At 48.4% G+C, this 20,284-nt stretch carries 13 protein-coding genes; 4 read left to right on the top strand and 9 right to left on the bottom strand.

The annotated features are described in order from the left end of the window. Positions 1-41 precede the first annotated feature (41 nt). The 4 genes from QFZ51_RS06660 to QFZ51_RS06645 all read right to left on the bottom strand — a co-directional run bounded on the left by QFZ51_RS06660 (position 42) and on the right by QFZ51_RS06645 (position 6,688). Complete coding sequence (locus QFZ51_RS06660; protein ID WP_429044442.1) at positions 42-1,205, bottom strand: FecR family protein; 1,164 nt, start codon at positions 1,203-1,205, stop codon at positions 42-44. Between the two features lie 103 nt (positions 1,206-1,308). Next, positions 1,309-1,896 (bottom strand): RNA polymerase sigma factor, encoded by a 588-nt coding sequence (locus tag QFZ51_RS06655; protein ID WP_429044440.1) that lies wholly within the window; start codon positions 1,894-1,896, stop codon positions 1,309-1,311. A gap of 129 nt (positions 1,897-2,025) precedes the next feature. Then, complete coding sequence (locus tag QFZ51_RS06650) at positions 2,026-3,639, bottom strand: RagB/SusD family nutrient uptake outer membrane protein (protein ID WP_429044437.1); 1,614 nt, start codon at positions 3,637-3,639, stop codon at positions 2,026-2,028. Between the two features lie 40 nt (positions 3,640-3,679). Continuing rightward, positions 3,680-6,688, bottom strand: coding sequence for a SusC/RagA family TonB-linked outer membrane protein (locus QFZ51_RS06645; protein ID WP_429044435.1), 3,009 nt, complete (start codon positions 6,686-6,688; stop codon positions 3,680-3,682). A gap of 262 nt (positions 6,689-6,950) precedes the next feature. Here QFZ51_RS06645 and QFZ51_RS06640 point away from each other — a divergent pair, with 262 nt between their 5' ends. The 3 genes from QFZ51_RS06640 (at position 6,951) to QFZ51_RS06630 (ending at position 10,940) form a co-directional block, all read left to right on the top strand. After that, on the top strand, positions 6,951-8,318 hold the full coding sequence (locus tag QFZ51_RS06640) for a 3-keto-disaccharide hydrolase (RefSeq protein ID WP_429044432.1): 1,368 nt from the start codon (positions 6,951-6,953) through the stop codon (positions 8,316-8,318). 114 nt (positions 8,319-8,432) lie between these two features. Further along, entirely contained in the window at positions 8,433-10,223 is a 1,791-nt protein-coding gene (locus QFZ51_RS06635) for a DUF885 domain-containing protein (RefSeq protein ID WP_429044430.1), read from the top strand. Positions 10,224-10,583: 360 nt separating this feature from the next. Next, a complete protein-coding gene (locus QFZ51_RS06630; RefSeq protein WP_370911006.1) occupies positions 10,584-10,940 on the top strand; it encodes an MmcQ/YjbR family DNA-binding protein in 357 nt (118 codons plus the stop codon). Here the strand turns inward: QFZ51_RS06630 and QFZ51_RS06625 are convergent, their stop codons facing one another. The 5 genes from QFZ51_RS06625 to QFZ51_RS06605 all read right to left on the bottom strand — a co-directional run bounded on the left by QFZ51_RS06625 (position 10,941) and on the right by QFZ51_RS06605 (position 17,685). Next, entirely contained in the window at positions 10,941-11,723 is a 783-nt protein-coding gene (locus QFZ51_RS06625) for a sulfite exporter TauE/SafE family protein (RefSeq protein ID WP_429044427.1), read from the bottom strand. A gap of 275 nt (positions 11,724-11,998) precedes the next feature. Next, positions 11,999-13,336: a Gfo/Idh/MocA family protein gene (locus tag QFZ51_RS06620; RefSeq protein ID WP_429044425.1), complete on the bottom strand. Its 1,338-nt coding sequence runs from the start codon at positions 13,334-13,336 to the stop codon at positions 11,999-12,001. Positions 13,337-13,824: 488 nt separating this feature from the next. After that, positions 13,825-15,192 (bottom strand): alkaline phosphatase family protein, encoded by a 1,368-nt coding sequence (locus tag QFZ51_RS06615; RefSeq protein ID WP_429044422.1) that lies wholly within the window; start codon positions 15,190-15,192, stop codon positions 13,825-13,827. A 127-nt stretch (positions 15,193-15,319) separates the two neighbouring features. Then, positions 15,320-16,531 carry a metabolite traffic protein EboE gene (gene eboE / locus QFZ51_RS06610; protein ID WP_429044420.1) on the bottom strand — a complete coding sequence of 404 codons (1,212 nt, stop codon included), beginning with the start codon at positions 16,529-16,531 and terminating at the stop codon, positions 15,320-15,322. Then, entirely contained in the window at positions 16,531-17,685 is a 1,155-nt protein-coding gene (locus QFZ51_RS06605) for a 3-dehydroquinate synthase (protein WP_429044418.1), read from the bottom strand. Before QFZ51_RS06605 ends, eboE begins: the two co-directional genes overlap by 1 nt. A 606-nt stretch (positions 17,686-18,291) precedes the next feature. Here QFZ51_RS06605 and QFZ51_RS06600 point away from each other — a divergent pair. After that, entirely contained in the window at positions 18,292-20,280 is a 1,989-nt protein-coding gene (locus QFZ51_RS06600; RefSeq protein WP_429044415.1) for a tetratricopeptide repeat protein, read from the top strand. Positions 20,281-20,284 lie beyond the last annotated feature (4 nt).

The raw sequence follows: 20,284 nt of genomic DNA, 5'->3' as shown, positions 1-20,284 counted from the left end.
TCCGGTTTTTTTATGGCATATGACCTGGTTGATAAAAAAATTTAAGGCATGACCGTCAGTTTTCTTCCCGATAATTTAAAATGAACCCCTGATTCCTGCAGGAATTCCAGCACGTCTTTCAGTTCAAGGTCCCGTCCCATTTCACCACCGAAAGTAATGGCCGGGATATTTTTTTCATATACTACTTCTACATCATACCAACGGGCGATTTGCCGCATTACCACTTCCAGCGGGGCTCGCTGGAAATTGAAGATGCCGTTTTTCCAGGCAATTGCCTGACTGGTATTGGCATGCGCATCTACCGTAATGGATCCGGCTACCACCGCCTGTTCACCGGGTAACAATACCTTGCTGGCGGTAGCGGATTTTACGAGTATCTTTCCCTGCAGCAGGGTAGCCCGTAATGCCGATTCATCCGTATAGGCGTTTACGTTAAAGCTGGTGCCCAGTACCTGGATGGCCGTGCCGTTGTCTGTTTCCACGGTAAAAGGTTTGCGGGCATCAGCGGCCACTTCCAAGTAGGCTTCTCCCGTAATCATCACATTCCTTTCTCCTGCGGGAAAAGCAACCGGATACCGGATAGAAGATGCGGCATTGAGCCAAACGGTGGTACCATCCGGCAGTATTACCTGGAACTGGCGGCCACGTGGCGTAGCCACCGTGTTGTAGGCAAGTGAAGCGGATGAAGATCCATTCCGGCTGTTGTACAACAACTGTCCGTTCCGGAGCTGTACGTCGGTGCTTCCCTGCTGCGTGATCACGCCGTTTTTCAGGCTGTCCAGTACCACCTGCGAACCATCCGCAAGAGTAAGTATGGCGCCTTCCCTGCCTGGATGGATGATGTTGTTGGAGCGTTGCGCTATTTCCATATGTGCTTTCGGACGGGTAAGGAAATAAAGGCCCGTACCCAGCAATAATAAAACCGCTGCCGCCGCCCACCAGGTGCGCATGCCCACCACTCCTGCACGCGGGAGCGGAGCAGTGCGACGGTTCGCTTCTTCCAATATGTAACTAAATACTACCTGTTTATCTGCCGGCATTTCACCAGGGTAGCTACTTTTTTGCAACACCGCTTCTATTGCGGCTTCCTGCATATCTACGTCTCTTTCTTCCAGCACCCATTGCCGGAAGCGCTGCAATTCCTCTGTGGTAATGCTATCGTCCAGGAATTTTTGTACAAGGTGCTGAAATTCGGATGGCGACATAATGATGCGTTGTTAAAATGGTAATAGTACCTGCAACCCGAAGGTCATTCCAGGTAAAGACAACCAGATAAGCAGGGGTAAGACGTTTGGAAAAAAATATTTTTTATCTGTAGAGGAAAAAGATCACGATTCCCAGTTTACCGGCATTTTTGCCAAGATGCCTGCGAATCGCCAGGAGGCAGCGGACCATATAGGTTTTGGAAGAAACAACGGAAATATTCATGCGGCGGGCAATCTCTTCATGCGTTAACCCTTCCTGCCGGCTTAGCAGGAATACCGTTTGCATTTGTGGCGGCAGGTTTTTAATGGCCTGATGAACAGATGTTTCCAGCTCCTTATATTCTATCCGTTCCTGCGGCGTTAAATTATTGTCCCTGAAATAAGCATGCAACATCTCCCCGTTCTCTACCGGCAGCACCTTTTTCTTTAGCTCATTGCGGATTACATTCCTGGCCACTGTAAACAGCCAGGCATCAAAGCGATCTACACCGGCCAGTTTTAACCGGTTCATCCATATCCGGATAAAGATTTCCTGTGTGAGGTCCTGCGCCAGTTCTGCTGATTTCGTAAAATGCAGCGCATTCATATACATCCTGTCCGAGTACCGGTCAAATAATACCCGGTACGCCTGCTCGTCTCCGGCAGCTACCTGCCGGAGCAGTTCCCGCTCGTTGTCTGAATTATTGAACATCCTGAAATATGCTACCCTCCTCAGCTATTGGTTGATTTCTGCTAAAAGTAGCAAAAAAGGTCAAAAAAGGGGCCGACCAATTTTACCTGGCCAGCCCCTTTTTGATTTTTTTTGAAAAAGAAAGAAGTATTAATATCCCGGGTTCTGCGGGAACTCATTCACTGTTCTATCGATCTGGTCCTGCGGAATAGGCCGCAGCATATGTGTAAGCTTGATGTTACTACGTGCTTCGTCGTTATGCAGCTTCACCCTTTCCACCAGTTTATGGGTGCGGGTGAGATCAAACCAGCGCAGTTGTTCACCTACCAGTTCCCGGCCTCTTTCATCCAGGATAAAATCGATGGTCATGTCTGCAGCGGTTACGGTCATCGCATCACGGTTAGCCTGTGTTTCGGCAGGTGTAGCGCCAATACGTGCAGATCTCCAGCGAACCACATTTACGAGGTCGGCGGCTTCCTGTTTTTTGCCATCCATCATCAGGGCTTCTGCTTCTATCAGGTAAGCTTCGGCAAGACGCATGGCAATAAAGGGTCTTACGCCGGAAGCCTGGTTATCCGGACGGAGCGCGTCGGCAAATTTATTCAGGGAAGGATACAGCTTTTCAGTGTACAATCTTGGTGGCACCAGCATATAAGGTTTGGTGGCAATCACTGCGTCGGATACGTCATAACCAGGAAGGAACACAGCGGTATCGCCTGTTTTCAGGTTGTCAACCGGCGCATTGGTTCTCCACAGGGTGGTGTAGAATTTTTCATAACGTACATCGTGTATCCTGTCTTTATACAGTGTATCGATCAGGAACTTTGTAGGTCTGAAACGCTTCCAGGGCGTACCGTTGGCCAGATCCCGCTTCATTCCTTTCAACACATCATACTGCATCAGGAAAAAGCGGCAGGCGTTGTTATCAGGGTAACCATAAAGCGGGTCGGTGGTATACTGCGCTGCCCAGATAGTTTCATCGTTGTTTTCTTTTCCCTGTGCCCATACCTGTCCAACGTCGGTGAGTAATTTGAAACCGTAGTTTTTAATGACCATGTCGGCGTATTTGGCGGCATTGGCATAGTCTCCTGCCTTTGCCTGCGGAGAGGAGGCGCGGGTCAGGTAAACCCTTGCCAGCAGGTGTTCTGCGGCAGGCTTGGTAGCACGGCCCCATTCTGCCTGTGTAGCCGGCAATTCAGCTTCTGCTGCAAGCAGGTCGTTGATCACGGCATCGTAGATGGCAGATACGGAGTCGCGGTGAGCTTCTCTTATAATTTCCGCATTTTCGTGCAGGCGTAAGGGTACGGCGCCAAACATCTGCATGAGTACAAAATGATAATGCGCCCGGCAGAACAGCGCTTCTGCCACGCCTTTTTTCTTTGTTGCTTCCTCGAGGTCGGGGACCTTGTCGGCCCGGTCTACCACCACGTTACAGGTGTTGATGGTTTGATAGAAACTGTTCCACACTTCCCTGATATGATCGTAGCGGGAATCCAACTGTGAAGTATACTGACTTGTAAATTTGAAGTTACCGTCGGAACCGTTGGTGACAATATCGGTACCGGTTTCCGTAAGCGTCATACCGCGTTCCGTGCTGTAAAAGTTGCGCATAGACACGTAAGAGCCATTCACGGCTGTTTGAAAGCCGGCTTTAGTATTATAGAAATCATCTGTTACGTTGGTGACAATCTCTTCATCCAGCATTTTATTGCAGGAGGCGGTACCAACGGCCAGCAGCATGATGAGAGGAACTAAATATTTCATAACGTTTTCTTTTAAAGATGTTTAATCAGGATCCGTTGATTTAAAATTTGGCATTTATTCCGAACTGCAGCATCCAGGTGGCTGGTGCATCGATGCCGATCACATTTACGTCTTCAGGATCAACTCCTTTCCAGGTTTGGCGGTAAGGCGCCAGGATCATGGGATTTTTCACTCCTACGTTTACCCGGAGATCTTGCATGCGCATATGTTTCACCACTGCGTCCGAGAAGGCGTAGCTGAGTGTTATGCTCCTGATCTTAAAGAAGGAACCATCAAAGTAGCTCAGCGACTGGTAGTTGCTGGGTCTTTCCTGGTTGGCATTAGGCCGCGGGAAATCGTTGGTAGGATTGGCCGGTGTGTTATAGTCGATATTCAGGTTGTTATAACGGCCAAACAGGGTGTTATAGTTCTGGTAGAAATCACTTTTGATCATGCTTCCCATACGGGCAAAGGCCACGATGGATAATTCAAATCCTTTATAGGAGAAGCGCTGGGTGGTACCGGCAGACCATTTAGGCTGCGGGGAGCCCAGGATCTGGCGGTCGTTCTTAGCATCAATGAGGGTATCTTTATTTACATCTTCCAGCCTGATTTCTCCTGGCTTCAGGTTGTAAAGTTTAGCCAGCTGGGCATCCTTTTCCTGCCATACGCCGACTTTCTTAAAATCATAGTATACATAGGTAGGCTGACCCACAAACCAGGCGTTTCCAATATCGGCTGTTCTGCCATCGCCGAGCGACAGGATCTTGGACCTGTTCAGGAACATGTTGGCGTCCATTTTCCAGCTGAACCCATTAGGGTTGTCAATAATGGTGGCGCCTATTCCGAATTCAAAACCGCGGTTCTGGGAAGTACCGAGGTTCATCAGCACTTCATTAAACCCATTGCTGAACGGGAGCGATTGTGGCATGAGCAGGTCGGTAGTGCGTTGGTTGTACCATTCTACCACACCGGTGATACGGCCGTTGAGGAATCCGAAATCAATACCAATATCGGTAGAGGTGGTAGATTCCCAGGTGAGATTAGGATTACGCAGATCGAGCGGTACAAAGCCCAGTACGCCTTTATTTCCGAAGGAATAAGGAATTCTGCTCAGGTTACCCTGTGTAGCATATGGATTAATACCGGTGTTACCGATACGGCCAAAGCTGGCGCGCAGTTTCAGGTTATCCAGGACTTTCTGTTCTTTCAGCCACTTTTCACTTACCATGTTCCAGGCTGCTGCAATGGAGGGGAAATAACCCCATTTTTTGCCGGGTGCAAACCTGGAAGATCCATCCGCGCGAAGGGTGAGGGTCAGGAGATAGCGATCATCATACCCGTAGTTCAAACGGCCCATATAGGAAAGGATGGTCCAGGAACTAAGGCTGCTGGTTACGCCGGTTACGTTGAGCGACTGACCCAGGTTGTAATATTGTTGTGTTTCTACCGGGATACCTCTCACGTTGGTAGTAGAAATATCTACATTCTGACGTTGAACGCTGTACAAGCCGGTGAAGCCGATATTATGTTTTTTGATCTCTTTGTTGTAGGTAACGATGTTTTCAATGGTATACGCCATGGTAGCAGCGTTTCCTTTGGTAGCTGTAGCGTCTCCACCGCCGATCAGCAGGTTGGTATTGTTTTTACCCTGGAAAAGACCATAGTTATAGTTCTGCACATCCGGACCTACGTTGAGGCGGTATTTCAGGCCATCTATGATTTCCACTTCTGCGAACAGGCTGGTGAAGATGCGGAAACGTTTCATTAATTCAACGCGGTTACCGGGTACATAATCCAGTAACGGGTTAGGCTGCTGGCTATCGCCGGTGGGATAGGTGATCAGCTTTCCATTGTCGTCGTACGGAGCGGCGATGGGCAGCATTTTCAGGGCATTGTCTATCCCGTTGTAGGTTTCGCCATTACGTTCACTGTAAGCGCCCAACAGGGTAGCTCCCACGCGAACGCGGTCGCCGATCATCTGGTCGATGCCCACATTGAAATTATAACGCTCGTAGTCCTGCAGTTTCAGCACGCCCTGGTCTTTGAAGTAGCCCAGTCCCACGGTGTATTTTGTTCTTTCCGTACCGCCGGCTACGCTGAGGCCGTGATTGGTTTGATATCCGGGAGAGATCATCAGGTCCTGCCAGTCTACGTTTGTGCCTTTCTGGATATTCGCGTATTCAACGGTATTAAATATTTTCTTGTCGGAGGCATCGGGGTTGGCATCATCGTATTTACCGATGGTGCGGTTAGCTTCCCGGCGCATTTCTATGAAGCGGTTAGCGTCCATCATATCGGATTCGCCGAGCTGTTGTACATAACCGTAGGAGCCGGTATAGGAAACCACGGGTTTTCCTTCCTTGCCTTTCTGGGTAGTGATGAGTACTACGCCATTAGCGCCCCTGGAGCCATAGATAGCCGTTGCAGAGGCATCTTTCAAAATATCCATCGATTGTATTACTCCCGTACCGATATCGCTGAGTGTACCGGCGTAAGGGATCCCGTCTACTACATAGAGGGGGTCATTGCCGGCCCTGAGGGAGCGGCTGCCGCGGATACGCACAGTGGGTTCATCACCGGGCTTGCTGCTGTTGTTGAGTACTTCCACACCGGGAGCGCGGCCCTGCAAGGCTTGCTGCGGGTTGGTTACCGGTACGTCCTGGATAGCTTTGGTACCTACGGAGGAAATGGAACCGGTTACATCTTTTTTCTTCTGCTGGCCATATCCCACTACCACAATTTCTTCCAGTTTTTTGCGGTCTTCTGTTAAAACTACGGAAACGATTGCACGACCTTTTACAGGTTCTTCATAGGTGTTAAATCCGATGTAGGTAAATACGAGTACTGCGTTGGCGGCATCTGTAACTTTGAGCCGGAAATGTCCCTGGGCATCTGACTGGGTGCCTGCATTTTTCCCTTTGATAGAAACGGTTACGCCTACCAGTGGTTGCTTCTGGGCGTCGAGAACATTACCTTCTATGGTAATTGGGGTGCCTTGTGCCTGGGTGAGTTGGTAGAATAGCAAACATGCTATCATACAGATAAGACGTGAAAAAACTTTTTTCATAACGTAGTTTATAATGATTGTAGATAAAGAGTATTACTTTTTCGATTTTGGCTGTTGCTACGTGGATACTTTCGGAACCAAAATAAGATATTTTTACATTGCTGCAATCGTTTGCATGAATATTTTTATTTCTAATTCTGCAAAACCCCATATTGGTCAGATTATCATGTGGTTAAAAAATAAAAAATAAGATTAAAGTTTTGCAATCGGTTGTAAAAATCATTTTCATTGTTTATTTTGGTCACCTTATTCCGTTTAAGTTATGAAAAAGACGATCCTTTTATTTGGCACCCTGCTGTGTATGTATGGTGGCCTTTTCGCTCAGAAAGCCCAGTGGCAGCAGCTTTTCAATGGTAAAGATCTGAAAGGCTGGAAACAACTGGGGGGTGAAGCAAAATATAATGTGCAGAATGGCGAGATCGTGGGCACCACGGTGATGAATACGCCTAACTCTTTCCTTGCTACTGAAAAAGAGTACGGCGACTTTATCCTGGAGCTGGAATTCAAGCTGGGCAAGGAATTCAATTCCGGGATCCAGTTTCGCAGTCAAAGCAGGCCTGACTACCAGAATGGCCGTGTATTTGGCTACCAGATGGAGATTGACCCATCCGACCGTAAATGGAGCGGTGGTATTTATGAAGAAGGCCGCAGAGGCTGGCAGTACCCGATGGAACTGAACCCTGCCGGTCAGAATGCCTTTAAAAAAGACGGCTGGAACAAATACCGCATCGAGTGCCGCGGCAATGAAATGCGTACCTGGGTGAATGGCGTGCCTACTGCCCACCTGGTAGATACCGCATTACCAAAGGGTTTCATCGCTTTACAGGTACATAGCATCGGCAAAAATGCGGCAGACGACAACAAAAATATCTACTGGAAAAATGTAAGGCTGATAGAAAACCCTGCTGCTTCCCAGTATTCTCCCTACGACAACATCTACGTTGTTAATAATGTGGATAACACTATTTCCGGCCAGGAAAAGAAAAACGGCTACCAGCTGTTGTGGGACGGAAAAACCAGCAAAGGCTGGAGAGGCGTGTATAAAAAGAATTTCCCCACTGCCGGCTGGACCATGCAGAATGGTGTGCTCACCATTGGTAATTCTACGGGAGATGAAGAAGGCAGCGGCGGCGACATTATTACGGAGAAACAATACGGTGCCTTTGAACTGGAATTTACCTTCAAACTCACGCCGGGCGCCAATAGCGGGGTAAAATACTTCGTGAGCGAGTCCTACGAAACAGGAGGCAAGTCGGCTATCGGGCTGGAGTACCAGGTACTGGACGACGAAAAGCACCCGGATGCCAAATTAGGACGCGATGGAAACCGTACTTTAGCAAGTCTTTACGACCTCATGACAAGAAAACAGGAAAAACGTGCCATCAACCCTATTGGAGAATGGAACAAAGGTCGTATTATTGTGTATCCAAATAATCACGTAGAACACTGGTTAAATGGATTTAAAGTGTTGGAATACGAGCGTGGCTCCCAGGCCTTCAAGGATCTGGTGGCGATCAGCAAGTATAAAAGCTGGAAGAATTTTGGTCTGTGGCCTGAAGGGCACATCCTTTTACAGGACCATGGTAATGAGGTTTCTTTCAAAAGTATTCGTATAAAAATTCTTAAATAATATTTTTTACCTTTTTTTTCATTGTTCACTGTTCTAAATAAGCATTCCGATTCTTCGGAATGCTTTTTTTCTTGGATAAAACGGTAAATTACTACCTGTTCACAACCCATCAATATGAAAATGTTACAACGAAAAGGCTACCTCCTCCTGTCGGGGGCTTTGCTGGCCGCAGCTTGTCAGCAACCGGGCAGTCATAGTAATCCGCAGGCCACGCAGGACTCCCTGCGTCAACTGGCCACGCGGTACTACAATGAAAGCATGGCCCTGAACCCGTTGCAGGCTACCCAGAACGGGGAAAACCAATACAACGACCAGTTGCCGATAGATATCAGTGAAGGCTACCGCGCAAAAGCCGATTCTTTCTATGCCAGCTACCAGCAGGCAATCAAAGGCATCGATACAGCGGTACTCTCCGGCAACGACCGTATTACCTATGACATGTTGCAACGGGAGTTCAGCATCAACCGCGAGGGGCTTACCTTTCACGATCACCTGATGCCAGTGCAGCAGTTCACCTGCCTCCCAATCACACTGGCGCAACTGGGTTCCGGTTCTTCCGCCCAACCTTTTAAAACGCTAAAGGACTACCATAACTTCATGCATCGTATGGAGCGCTTTGCCATATGGACCGACACAGCCATCGCCAATATGCGCAGGGGAATGGCCACCGGCTATGTATTGCCGCAAAGCCTGGTGGTGAAAGTGATTCCGCAGGTAACAGACCTGGCAAAAAAAGATACTGCCAACAACGTATTCTATTCGCCGCTGAAAACGATCCCGGATTCGCTGGATGCAGCCACCAAAGTAACCCTGGTGAAAGAGTACAGCGCGGCCATTGAAACATACATCCTGCCTTCTTTTGCAAAGCTGCGCGACTTCATGCAGCAGGAATACCTCCCTAAGGCCCGCACCAGCAGCGGCATTGGCGCTATTCCTGATGGTAAGGCGTATTATGCTTTCCTGATAAAAAGCTGGACGACCACCGACCTTACCCCCGAAGAAATTTTTGCTTTGGGAGAAAAAGAAGTGGCACGGATCCGCGGTGAAATGGAAGCAGTGAAGAACAGCACTGGCTTTAAAGGCGATCTGCCGGCCTTTTTTGCATCGGTGCGTACTGATAAGAAGCTGCGCATCTTTAAAACACCTGCTGCTGTCCTGGATTCTTTCAAAGCCATCGAGGACAAGATCATGCCGGGTGTAAAAAAGATGTACGGTCATCTTCCCAAAACAAAATTTGAAATCCGCCAAACCGAAGCTTACCGGGCTGCTTCCGCCTCCGCAGAGTATATGCAGGGCAGCGCCGATGGTACAAGACCGGGCGTATTTTACGTGCCTATCCTTGATGCAACGGACTTTTCATATACCGGTATGGAATGCCTTTTTTTACACGAGGCCATTCCAGGTCATCATTTCCAGATTTCCCTGCAACAGGAAAACGACTCCCTGCCTAAGTTCCGCCGTTTCTCGTGGATTGGCGCCTATGGCGAAGGTTATGCCCTGTATTGTGAAAGTTTAGGAAAAGAACTGGGATTATACACCGATCCATATATGTACTTTGGCCGTTTAACAGATGAAATACACCGGGCTATTCGTTTAGTCGTGGATGTTGGTTTGCATACCAAAGGCTGGACCCGTGAACAGGCCATCAAGTATATGATGGATAATGAGCCGGTATCCACACAGGAAGCTACCGCTGAAATTGAGCGGTACATGGCCATTCCCGGCCAGGCGCTTTCCTATAAGATCGGGGAACTGAAGATCCGCGGACTGCGGAACCAATATACAAAGTCGCTCGGCAGCCGGTTCAGCTTATCATCTTTTCATGATGAGTTGCTGAAAGATGGTTGTGTGCCACTGTCGGTGCTGGAACAAAAAATGGCGCGCTGGGCAGCTGCCCAACCTTAGTAAAGGCTTATCCATATTGACTTTCGGCTTGTATTACACCCCTGGGGGTGATAGTACAAGCCGAAACTTTTTTGCCTGGAAGGGATTAAATTTCGATTAAGAAAAAAAACGATGTTCCCTTGAAATACCCGCTGGTACAGGGCAAAGGAATTTCCTGCCGGAAGGAAAGTTCATTTTAACATTCAGGATTGGTTTTTATTTCCTATTTTTATAGGGCAGTTTCATTCACTATTTACAGCTTAGATTTACGTTAACCACACATACTTCATATTTTAATATGTTAGTCTGTGCATGTAAACTATTGACACATGTCGTCCTTAAAAAACGGCCCTAAATAATATTCTTTTAAAACCTGCTGCTATGTTTGATCATACCCTTGATCTGTGCCGGTCACTTCCGGCTGTCATCACTGAACAAAAGTGGGACAACGAATTGCGCTTTTACGTAGGCGAAAAATTATTCTGCATGATATCCCTGGAGCCGCCTCACCGGGTATCGTTTAAGTGCAGTCAATCGCAGTTTCATGAATTGATTTCGAGACCTGGTATTGTACCGGCCCCTCACCTGGCGCGGTATCACTGGGTGCAGCTGAAACAGGAAGATATGCTGCCGGCTACCGAGCTGGAAACATTCCTGCAAAATGCCTACGAAATTATCGTGAGCAGCCTGCCCCCTTATGAGCAGGAAGCCATCCATAAGATGAAGGCGCATGCCTGATTACTTCCAGATAGTAAAGAAGATATCGTATACCCCAAATACGATAAGGGTAAGTGCAAATAATTTTTCGAGAACGGGCGTTTTCATTTTCACCGCCGTTTTGGCTCCCAGCCAGGAAGCAGGGAATGCAGTAAGCGACAGCAGCAGCGCTATATTCCAATCTATATGACCCAGCCACCAGTGCGTTAAAGCGCCGGGTATGGATAAAACAGCCGATAACACTACCGCACAGGCCAGCGCCTGTTTAATGGGCATTTTTAATTTCTTTATAAAGAAAGAGCTAAACAATATCCCACCGGCATTTGCCAGCAGCCCTGATAAAAACCCGATAAACAAAGCGGCTACCACTAATTTACCCGTCGGCACGTCTTCACTTACCACGGTTAATTCACCAGTTGATTTACTGCGCAGAAAGGAATACATGAGCGACATACCTGTGGCCATGATAAAGAGGGCTGTCATGATCATCAGTGTTTTGCCGGGCAGGTAACTGCTGAGCCAAGACCCAATGACAGTGGCCGGGACACCGAAAGCAGCCCCCAGCAGGATCACCCGTTTATTAAACAGTTTCTCCTTACTGTATACTGCCGTGGCAGATAAAGTACTGGTGATAGACGCCGGCAGCGGCGATGCCAGTGCAAAAAACGGGTTTACGCCTGCAAAGATCTGCAGGGCTGGTGTGCTGATGGCACTGCCCCCTTTCCCTAATAAACCGGACAAATAGCCTACTACTAAGCCTATCAGCAATACTGACAGGTACTGAGATTGTTGTAAAAACTCCATTCAAATCATCCCTCCGGGGAACGCGCAACTTTTGTGGTTGGTGTGGTTGGTTATAAAAATTACAGGTAGGTCAAAAGTAGGGGATCATTATTAATTACAACGATAACTAAAAGTTATGGGGGATAACAAGATATTATATTTATTGTTAGCCTATAAACCCAATAGGAGAAAGGGTTTATAACTTCGTAAAGATAGGAATTCCGGGTAATAGTACAAGCATTTTTTTTACAAATTTTGTGCTTGCAGCACTATTACCCGGAACCCGTTTTACTGATTTATGCTTTCGGTGTCCAGCCTTTTTCATACTCCCTTTCCCACATTTTCATGGCTTCCTTATCGTTCAGGATATGGCCATTGGAAGGATCGGTATGAAGGATGCGGCCGGTGCGTTGCGCTATATTGCCTAGCAGGCAAAGCAGCGTACTACGGTAACCGATATTGATTTCGGAGTTGAGGGTAGCGTTGCCGCGGATACTTTCCAGGAAGTTGTTGATATGCACGGCGTCATAAAACTCACCGGCGGGACTAACGGTATTGGTTACACTCTGGTTAGGATTGGCGGCCTGTTTTACTTCTTTGATCACTTTACCTTTGGTGTCGATCAGTTTGTAGCTGTCGCCGCCGGAATTATACAGGCTTCCGTTTTCGCCAAACAGGGTAAATCCGCGGCCGCTGCCTTCCAGGTTAAACGGGCTACAGCTGCGGCCTTCCCAGGCGATGGCTTTATTGCCTTCAAACTCGAAGTTCAGGGTTTGGGTATCCGGTGTTTCCCAGTCGTCCTTGGCATAAGCATACCGCCCACCGGCAGAAGTGACTTTGGTAGGGAATTCCACATCCATAAACCAGCGGAGGCAATCCAATTCGTGGGTGGCGTTGTTGCAGGTTTCGGAGGTACCCCAATGCCAGCGCCAGTGCCAGTTGTAGTGTACAATGTTATCCAGGTAATCGCGGCGGGGAGCGGGTCCCTGCCACAGGTCCCAGTTGAGCGTACCTGGAACCGGGATCTTTTTCCCAATACCAATCGGTTCGCGGTTATTTACATACCACCCGCGGCCATAATACACTTTTCCCAATACGTTTTGCTCTTTCACTTCTTTTACTGCCTGCTGGAGATTAGGCCAGGAGCGGCGCTGGTTTCCCATCTGCACGAGGCGGTTGTGTTTTTTTGCCGCTGCCAGCAGTATTTCGCCTTCGCCCGGATTGTGTGCACAGGGTTTTTCCACGTACACATGCTTACCTGCCGCCGTGGCCATGATGGCCGCAGGAGCGTGCCAGTGGTCGGGCGTTGCCACGATGAGTGCATCAAAATCTTTCCGTTCCAGTAGTTTCCGGATGTCCTTAACTACTTCCGGTTTGCGGTCCTGAGCGCCCGCAATGGCCTTGAGCCCTTTGGCGATGGCGCCGTCTTCCACATCGCAGACATAGCCTATTTCAGCTCCGGGCAGTTTCGCTGCACACTGTGCCAGCCAGTTGCCCCTGGAGTTAACGCCCATTACACCCAGTACCAATTTGTTGCTGGGGGCATTTTTTCCAAATACGGGGAAATTGAGGATGGTTAATCCTGCTCCCAATCCGGCCATGCTACCGGTTTTGAGAAAATCTCTTCTTTCCATAACGGTGATATTATTTATTCGTTTCAATCGGTTGCATGAATGTAGAAAAATAAATCAGTGATGGGGAGTTTTTTTGATGAGCGCGAGTTTTGTCTTGAGCACTGATTACGCTGATTTTGCTGATTTAGTTTTTGGATTTTGGGAGATTTTTGGATTATTTAGACGGTTTTTGGGAGATTTTTGGGAGATTTTTGGGAGATTTTTGAGGATGGAATATGGATAGGTGGATGATACTTTGGATATGAAGCAAAGTTAGATAGGTGATGCTAAGCAAATGCTTTGAACATGCTTAGGACATGGAGTAAACGCGCTCTTGATGCGGAGATGAGGTGGACTTGATCGGTAACTGATTGTTTATCATTGGGTTATAGGCGGTTTTTTGAAGCTGCTTAGAACAGCCCTGTAGTCGTAACCAGATGGTTATGAATAAGTTAATACAACCGGAGGATTATTTACCTGCCGGCTGATTACTGATCATTGCGGAGCCGTTATTTGCCTGTCAGCTGGTTCCAGATAACCCCGTACACGTCTGTTGCCTGAAGCTGCGACTTGGGAGCGGGTTGGGAACTGATGACCACCGGGTGATAGGCGGGGTTTTCTTCGATCCTGCCGTGAGAGCCTTTAATGAGGGTTGCATCGAGCGGGATGACGTTCATCAGGTAGCGGAAACCCAATTTCTTTTTGAGCAATTTTCCTGCCGCTTTCAGCTTAATGAGCGGGTCTGCGGGGTCCATGAACATCTCTACAGGATCATAACCCGGTTTACGGAATATATCTACAATTCGGGCGAAATCGGGGGCTTTGTTGTCATCCATCCAGTAGTAGTACGTGAACCAGCTGTTGGCATCGGCTACGGCAATGAGTTCGCCGCTGCGGCTGTGATGGAGATGATGTTGCCGTTTGCCTTCCCGGTCCAGCACCAGTTGTACACCCGGCACCTTTTCCAGGATGGAGCGTACTTTTCTATAACAGGAAGGATCATTGATATAGATATGCGCGATCTGGTGATCTGCTACTGCGAATGCTTTGGAGGCGCCTGCATCCAGCAGTTCGAGGCCATTTTCCACACGCAGGGCCAGCAGCCCTTCTGCCCTCAGAATCCTGTTAAGATGCACGGGGTTATTCACATTGGTAATGCCGTATTCCGACAGTACAATCGGATCACAATTCTTCTGCTGATAATAAGTAATCAGCTGTTTGCATACCGCATCAATTTCTGCCAGTTCCTTTGCATTTTTTACCGGGTCCTGTCCGAATTTCTGCAGGCAGTAATCGAGATGGGGAAGGTAAATAAAAGTAAGGGTAGGATCGTATAGTTTATCCGTGAGGATAGACGCATCAGCGATCCATTGGCTTGATTTTATGCTGGCTGTGGGACCCCAGTAATTAAACAGGGGGAACTTGCCGAGTTGTTCGGTGAGATAATCCCGGAGTGTAGATGGAGAAGTATAGCAATCGGGCACTTTACGGCCATCGGAAAGATAGTTGGGACGGGGTGTCAGTGAGTAGTCCACGTTCGCGTACATGTTGTACCACCAGCACATTTGTGAACAGGTAAAAGATGGATCCAGTTTGCGGGCACGGTCCCATATTTTGGGAGCGTCTACCAGCCGGTTGGATTGTTTCCAGAACTTAACTTCCGCATCGGTTCTGTCGTACCAGCCATTGCCTACTATTCCATGCTCACTGGGCCATTCGCCGGTAAGGTACGTGCTCTGTACAGCCGTAGTCACCGCAGGTAACATAGGCATTACGGTGGCCAGGTGCCGCTGTTGTGTATAGGCCTTTAAAAAAGGCAGGTACTCCAGCAAAGAAGAGGAGAGCCCTACTACATCAATTACTACTGTCTTTCTCATATATTCAATCGCCGTTACAATTCCGGCATAAAGCTATAATACCGGGGGGACAATTCCAAGATTGCGTGTTGCCGCCGGGGCTACCGGTGTTTATCCGGTGGCACCGCGCGGCACTATACAAAGATACTTATAACTGTTCCCTTATCCAGTTCAGCTCACGGGAAACGGATAAAGACATCTCCTGTTTAAGGGCGGGTGGTAACACGTCCCAGGTATATGTTTCCGCCTCCATGTGCTGTGTAAAAGGATGTTCCCGCTGTATGGCCAGTACTTGTTTTATGTCTTCCTGCGTGGATTGCAATACACCGAATTTATCGAGGAACACCGGTACATGAAAATGGGAGCGCCATTCTGTAACAGCTGCATTATTTTCATCTGCCAGCGCTTCCGGTAAGTCGGGATAATGAATAAAAGTGCCGTCCTTTCTTTTCGCGATCACCTGGTGCAGGTATACCGGTTCATTGAATTTACGGAAGGCGTCTGTTACTTCGTTGCGTGCGGTGGTATCTGCGGGCATATCGGCTTTCAGTGCCGCGCTGATCTGCAGTTTGCCGATCTTCAAACCATGATGCTGCATGCGTTCGATGACCCGCTGGGGTGCTTCGTATACAAGTGCAAAATGGCAAACATCGTAACACAGCTGAATATGCGTTTTGATGATATCGGCTGCTGCCTGGTCATCTTCTATATTAAATTTCTCTTTGATAAACGGGATGCCGGCAGGCAGTAAATTTTCGAAGTACCAGTTAATATACTCGCTGGTATTTTCCATCATGCCATCGGGTTCCGGCTCAATATCGAGGTGCATCAAAGGGCCGCCGCTGCGATGTGTGCGCACCAGCTGTTCCAGCACCAGCAACATATTCAGCGTAGCGCTTTCTGTGTAAGAATTCTTTTCTTCTTCGCAGCGGTTGCACCAGTGTTTATATCCGAGCGGATTGGTGGAAATACCTCCTTCCATACCTTCGGGCAGCAATGCTGCCAGGATCCTGAACAGGCGGATGGTATAGGCTACGCGGTCAGCGCTGGTCCAGTCGGGCGCATGTACCTGGTCTTTTACCACTACGTTGTGAAAGCCGCCGTAAGGAAAACCGTTCATCGTAAACACATAGCAATCCTCTTCCCGGAGCCATTGCTGAAATGCTTTCAAAGGCGCTTCCTTGCTTAGTTCCAGGCTGGCGGTATTAGCCAGTCGCAATCCTATTCCAAAAGGTTTATCTGGTGATACCTGTTGTTTAATGGCAGGTATAAATTTTTTGAGTTGCGCAAAATGGTCGTCCCAGTTTTCGCCGGGATGAATATTTGTGCAGTAGGTAAGATGTCCTGCAGCTGTTTTCATTACTGATTATTTTTGCAGATAGCTACTGCTTTATATAATAAGTTAAGGTCCATTTCATGCACTTCTTCTCCTTTTCCTACTGCGCGCAGCAGGGAAATTGTTAAGCGGCCACCGAGATGTTCACGGAATTCTTCCAGTCCTGCTACCACCGGAGAAGGCTTACCATCCTGCATTTCCAGCAAAGGATGCCATACCGGCAGTTTCATATTTTTTAATACCGTGAGAATGCGGTGCATATCTTTTTCGGAGAGCCATCCTAACAGGAACGAGTATACGCTGTCGACCGCAATACCGATAGATACTGCTTCACCATGACGTAATTCAAAGTTGGTGAGTTGCTCCAGTTTATGTGCGCTCCAGTGACCGAAGTCCAGCGGGCGGGAGGAGCCGCTTTCAAACGGATCGCCGGCGCCGCCGATATGTTGGATATGCAGTTCTGCGCAGCGGTAAATAAGTTCGTGCATAGCGGTCATATCACCACCGGTTAGCGCCACTGCATTTTCTTCTATGCGGTTAAAGAAAGCGGCGTCTTTAATAAGGGCTACTTTCACGGCTTCCACCATGCCGGAGCGCCAGTCGCGCGGGTCCAGGGTGGTTAAAAATACCGGGTCGTTGAACACGGCTGCGGGCGGCGCAAAGGAACCGAGGAAATTTTTCTTCCCCTTATAGTTTACGCCGTTTTTCACGCCAACGCCGGAATCGTTTTGCGACAGTACGGTCGTTGGAATCCTGATATGTTTCACACCGCGGTGTGAAATTGCGGCGGCAAACCCCACGAGATCCAGCAGGGAACCGCCGCCGATGCCTATCACATAGGAGTGGCGGTCGATGCTATATTTATCGATGGCATCGACCAGGCTGAAAAGCAGGGGCAGATCATTTTTCACACCTTCGCCCCCGGCGATGGTGATGATTTCAGGGGCCAGCTGAAAGCCGCGCACCTGTTGAAAGTACTGATTGATCTGTTGGGTTAGTTCCGGGTGATGCGTTGCAACGCCACCATCCAGTATAACGAGTAATTTCTTAACGTATGCACTCTCTGCTTTTGATTCCAGGAAGGTAGCTAAACAGGTGTTGGCAGGATCGAATAAATTACTGCTAAAGAAAACACCGTAAGAGAAGTTGACATTGAAGTTTTGTTGAATATATTCCATGGCTAAATCCGCATCATCTGACTAAAAAAAACTATAGCCTTTAAAAGTACATAGAAAAACGTGATTTTTTACAAAGAAAAAGGCCCCGGGAACGGAGCCTGTTTTTTTGGGGTTAGTCTGTAGAATCAATTTATCGGTATGCAAAGAAATTTGTTTTACCCGGTTTTAGCTACGGTATAAACCATTATTTTATAAATTGCGTAGTTCTACTTATATGCGCAGGGCACCCGCCAATGCCTTACCAGCAGGCAATCTACGTAGTTCCCCCGATCTCCTGATCCGCTCCTGCTTCCGTTCATCCCATACGCTGTTGCGTATTAAAACAGAAATACTGAACTTTAGGCCGCTGTAGAAATGAACGACGGTTTCACAGTCTGAGAATTAAATTGTTTGACCAAAAAAACATGGGACGCCCATGTTGTTAACCCTGTAACATCGGTTGTATTTCACATCTTTTGTTGCATGCTGAGCATTTGTCAACGCACTGCGCGATGGCGGGTAATAGCTTTCCGGCTGTTATCCGCCGGGGCATTCATTGTGCGTAATAACCGGTAACCTTGAATTATTAACAATAACAGCCTTCCGGGCTGTAAAAGTGAATCAGAAATGCTGAGAATATTACTTTTTGTTTGTTGTATTTCGATGGGCAGCGGCGGGGTGCTGCAGGCATCCCCGTTTCCTGCGGATGACAGTGTGTTGCAAACGATTAACCGGCAGCCGGCAGGTGCAAACCAGGTACAGGCGCTGATTGACTATGGCTGCCGGCTTTTTCCTTACCAGCTTGATAAGTCGGCTGCCGTCTTCATGCGTGCCTTGCGGATCAGCAGGCAATTGGGGTACCATAAAGGGGTAGCCGATTTTGCGTGTTACTATATGTATATCCAGGATATGCGGGGGCAGTATTTGCAGTCGCTGTACATGCTGAAGCAGGCGGTGATCATTTATGCTTCCCTAAAAGATACGCTTAGCCAGGTGAGGGCCATCAGCTATTGCGGGATGGAATACCAGCAGATGGCGAATTTCCCGGCAGCTGCGGCGGCTTACCTGGAAGCGCTGAAACTCGCCGATGCGGCGAAAGACAGCGCCAGCACGGGCATGATCATGAACTATTTATCGGATGTTTTTATTTCCCTGGGAGATTATAAGAAGGGGTTTAATTATGCGGTGCAGGCTTATGATCATGGGCGCCGGCTGGGCAGCAATTCGCGCATGGCGGCGGCCCTGCTCAACCTTGGAGAAAGTAAAAGCCGGGAGGGTAACTATACGGCTGCCGGCAGGTATTTCAACCAGGCGCTGGAGCTTGGTAAAAAAGCTGGCGACCAGCTGCTGGTACTGAATGCGCTTACTGCAACCGGGCGGGTATATACTGATCTTTCGCAACATGAGCAATCCTTGCAAACCTTTGAAAAAGCGCTGCTTATTTCCACTGATGATCCCGGGCTTGAAAACCGGATGCAGTTATACATGGGATATGCCAATGCCCTTTACCGGAGCGGGAAGCACCCCGCTGCCGGTATTTATCTACAGAAAACAATTACCCTGGCCAGGCAATATTATGCGGGCGATGAACTAAGGCGGGCTTACCTGGCGGCATCCGACAATGAAGCCGCGCAGCAGCATTACCAGCGGGCCTTTCACCTGCGGAAGGCTTATGAGCAGCTGAATGATTCACTGGTAGGGAATGCCACCAGGCTGAATGTACAGCAGCTGGAAATGCAGTACCAGTCTGAGAAAAAAGACAGGGACCTGGCGGAGAAAAAATTAGAGCTGATCCGGAAAGACCTGCTGTTACAGCGGAAAAACAGGTGGCTTGGTTTCATCTTTGCCGGCGTAATACTGATCCTGGTTGGTTCTTTCCTGATATGGCAGAAATTACTGCACCGGCACCGTTTACAAAAACAGCAGCTTCAAACGTTGGAAGTAGAAAAAACCGTACAGGTGCTGGAGGCAATGATGCAAGGCGAGGAAAAAGAGCGCACGCGCTTGTCGAAAGACCTGCACGACGGCGTTGGCGGGCTGTTATCCGCCGTGAAAATGCATTTCTGGGCGCTCAAATATGAACGTACTTTTCTGCAGCAGGATAAAGGTTTTAACCATGCGCTCAACATGCTGGACGACGCCATTGGTGAAGTCCGGAAAACTGCCCATAACCTGATGCCTGAAATCCTTTCCAGGATGGGGCTTGCGGGTGCGCTGGAATTATTCTGCCATAATGTGAGTCACTCCCGGAAGCTGCAGATCACGTTCTATACTTCCGGCGACATGCAGCGGTTCAGGGGCAACTTTGAATTATCGGTATACCGGATTGTGCAGGAGCTGATCAATAATGTGATTAAGCATGCCCATGCTACCGAAGCCCTGGTTCAACTTACGCAACATGACCAGTTGCTTACCATTACCGTAGAGGACAATGGCGTTGGCTTTGAAGATATCGCGAAAAGCACGACCGGTATGGGATTAAAGAATCTTCATACGCGGATCAAATCATTAAACGGACACCTAACGCTGACGGCTATACCGGGTTGCGGCACAACGGCATATATAGAATTTAATATTGCCATTATGCAGCTGATGGAAGTGCAGTCATCGTTTTAATTTA

Source organism: Chitinophaga sp. W3I9, assembly GCF_050434025.1.
In the GTDB taxonomy this organism is placed as follows: Bacteria; Bacteroidota; Bacteroidia; order Chitinophagales; family Chitinophagaceae; genus Chitinophaga.
The sequence above is the reverse complement of the archived record's forward strand: the minus strand, read 5'-3'. Positions and strand labels throughout refer to the sequence as shown.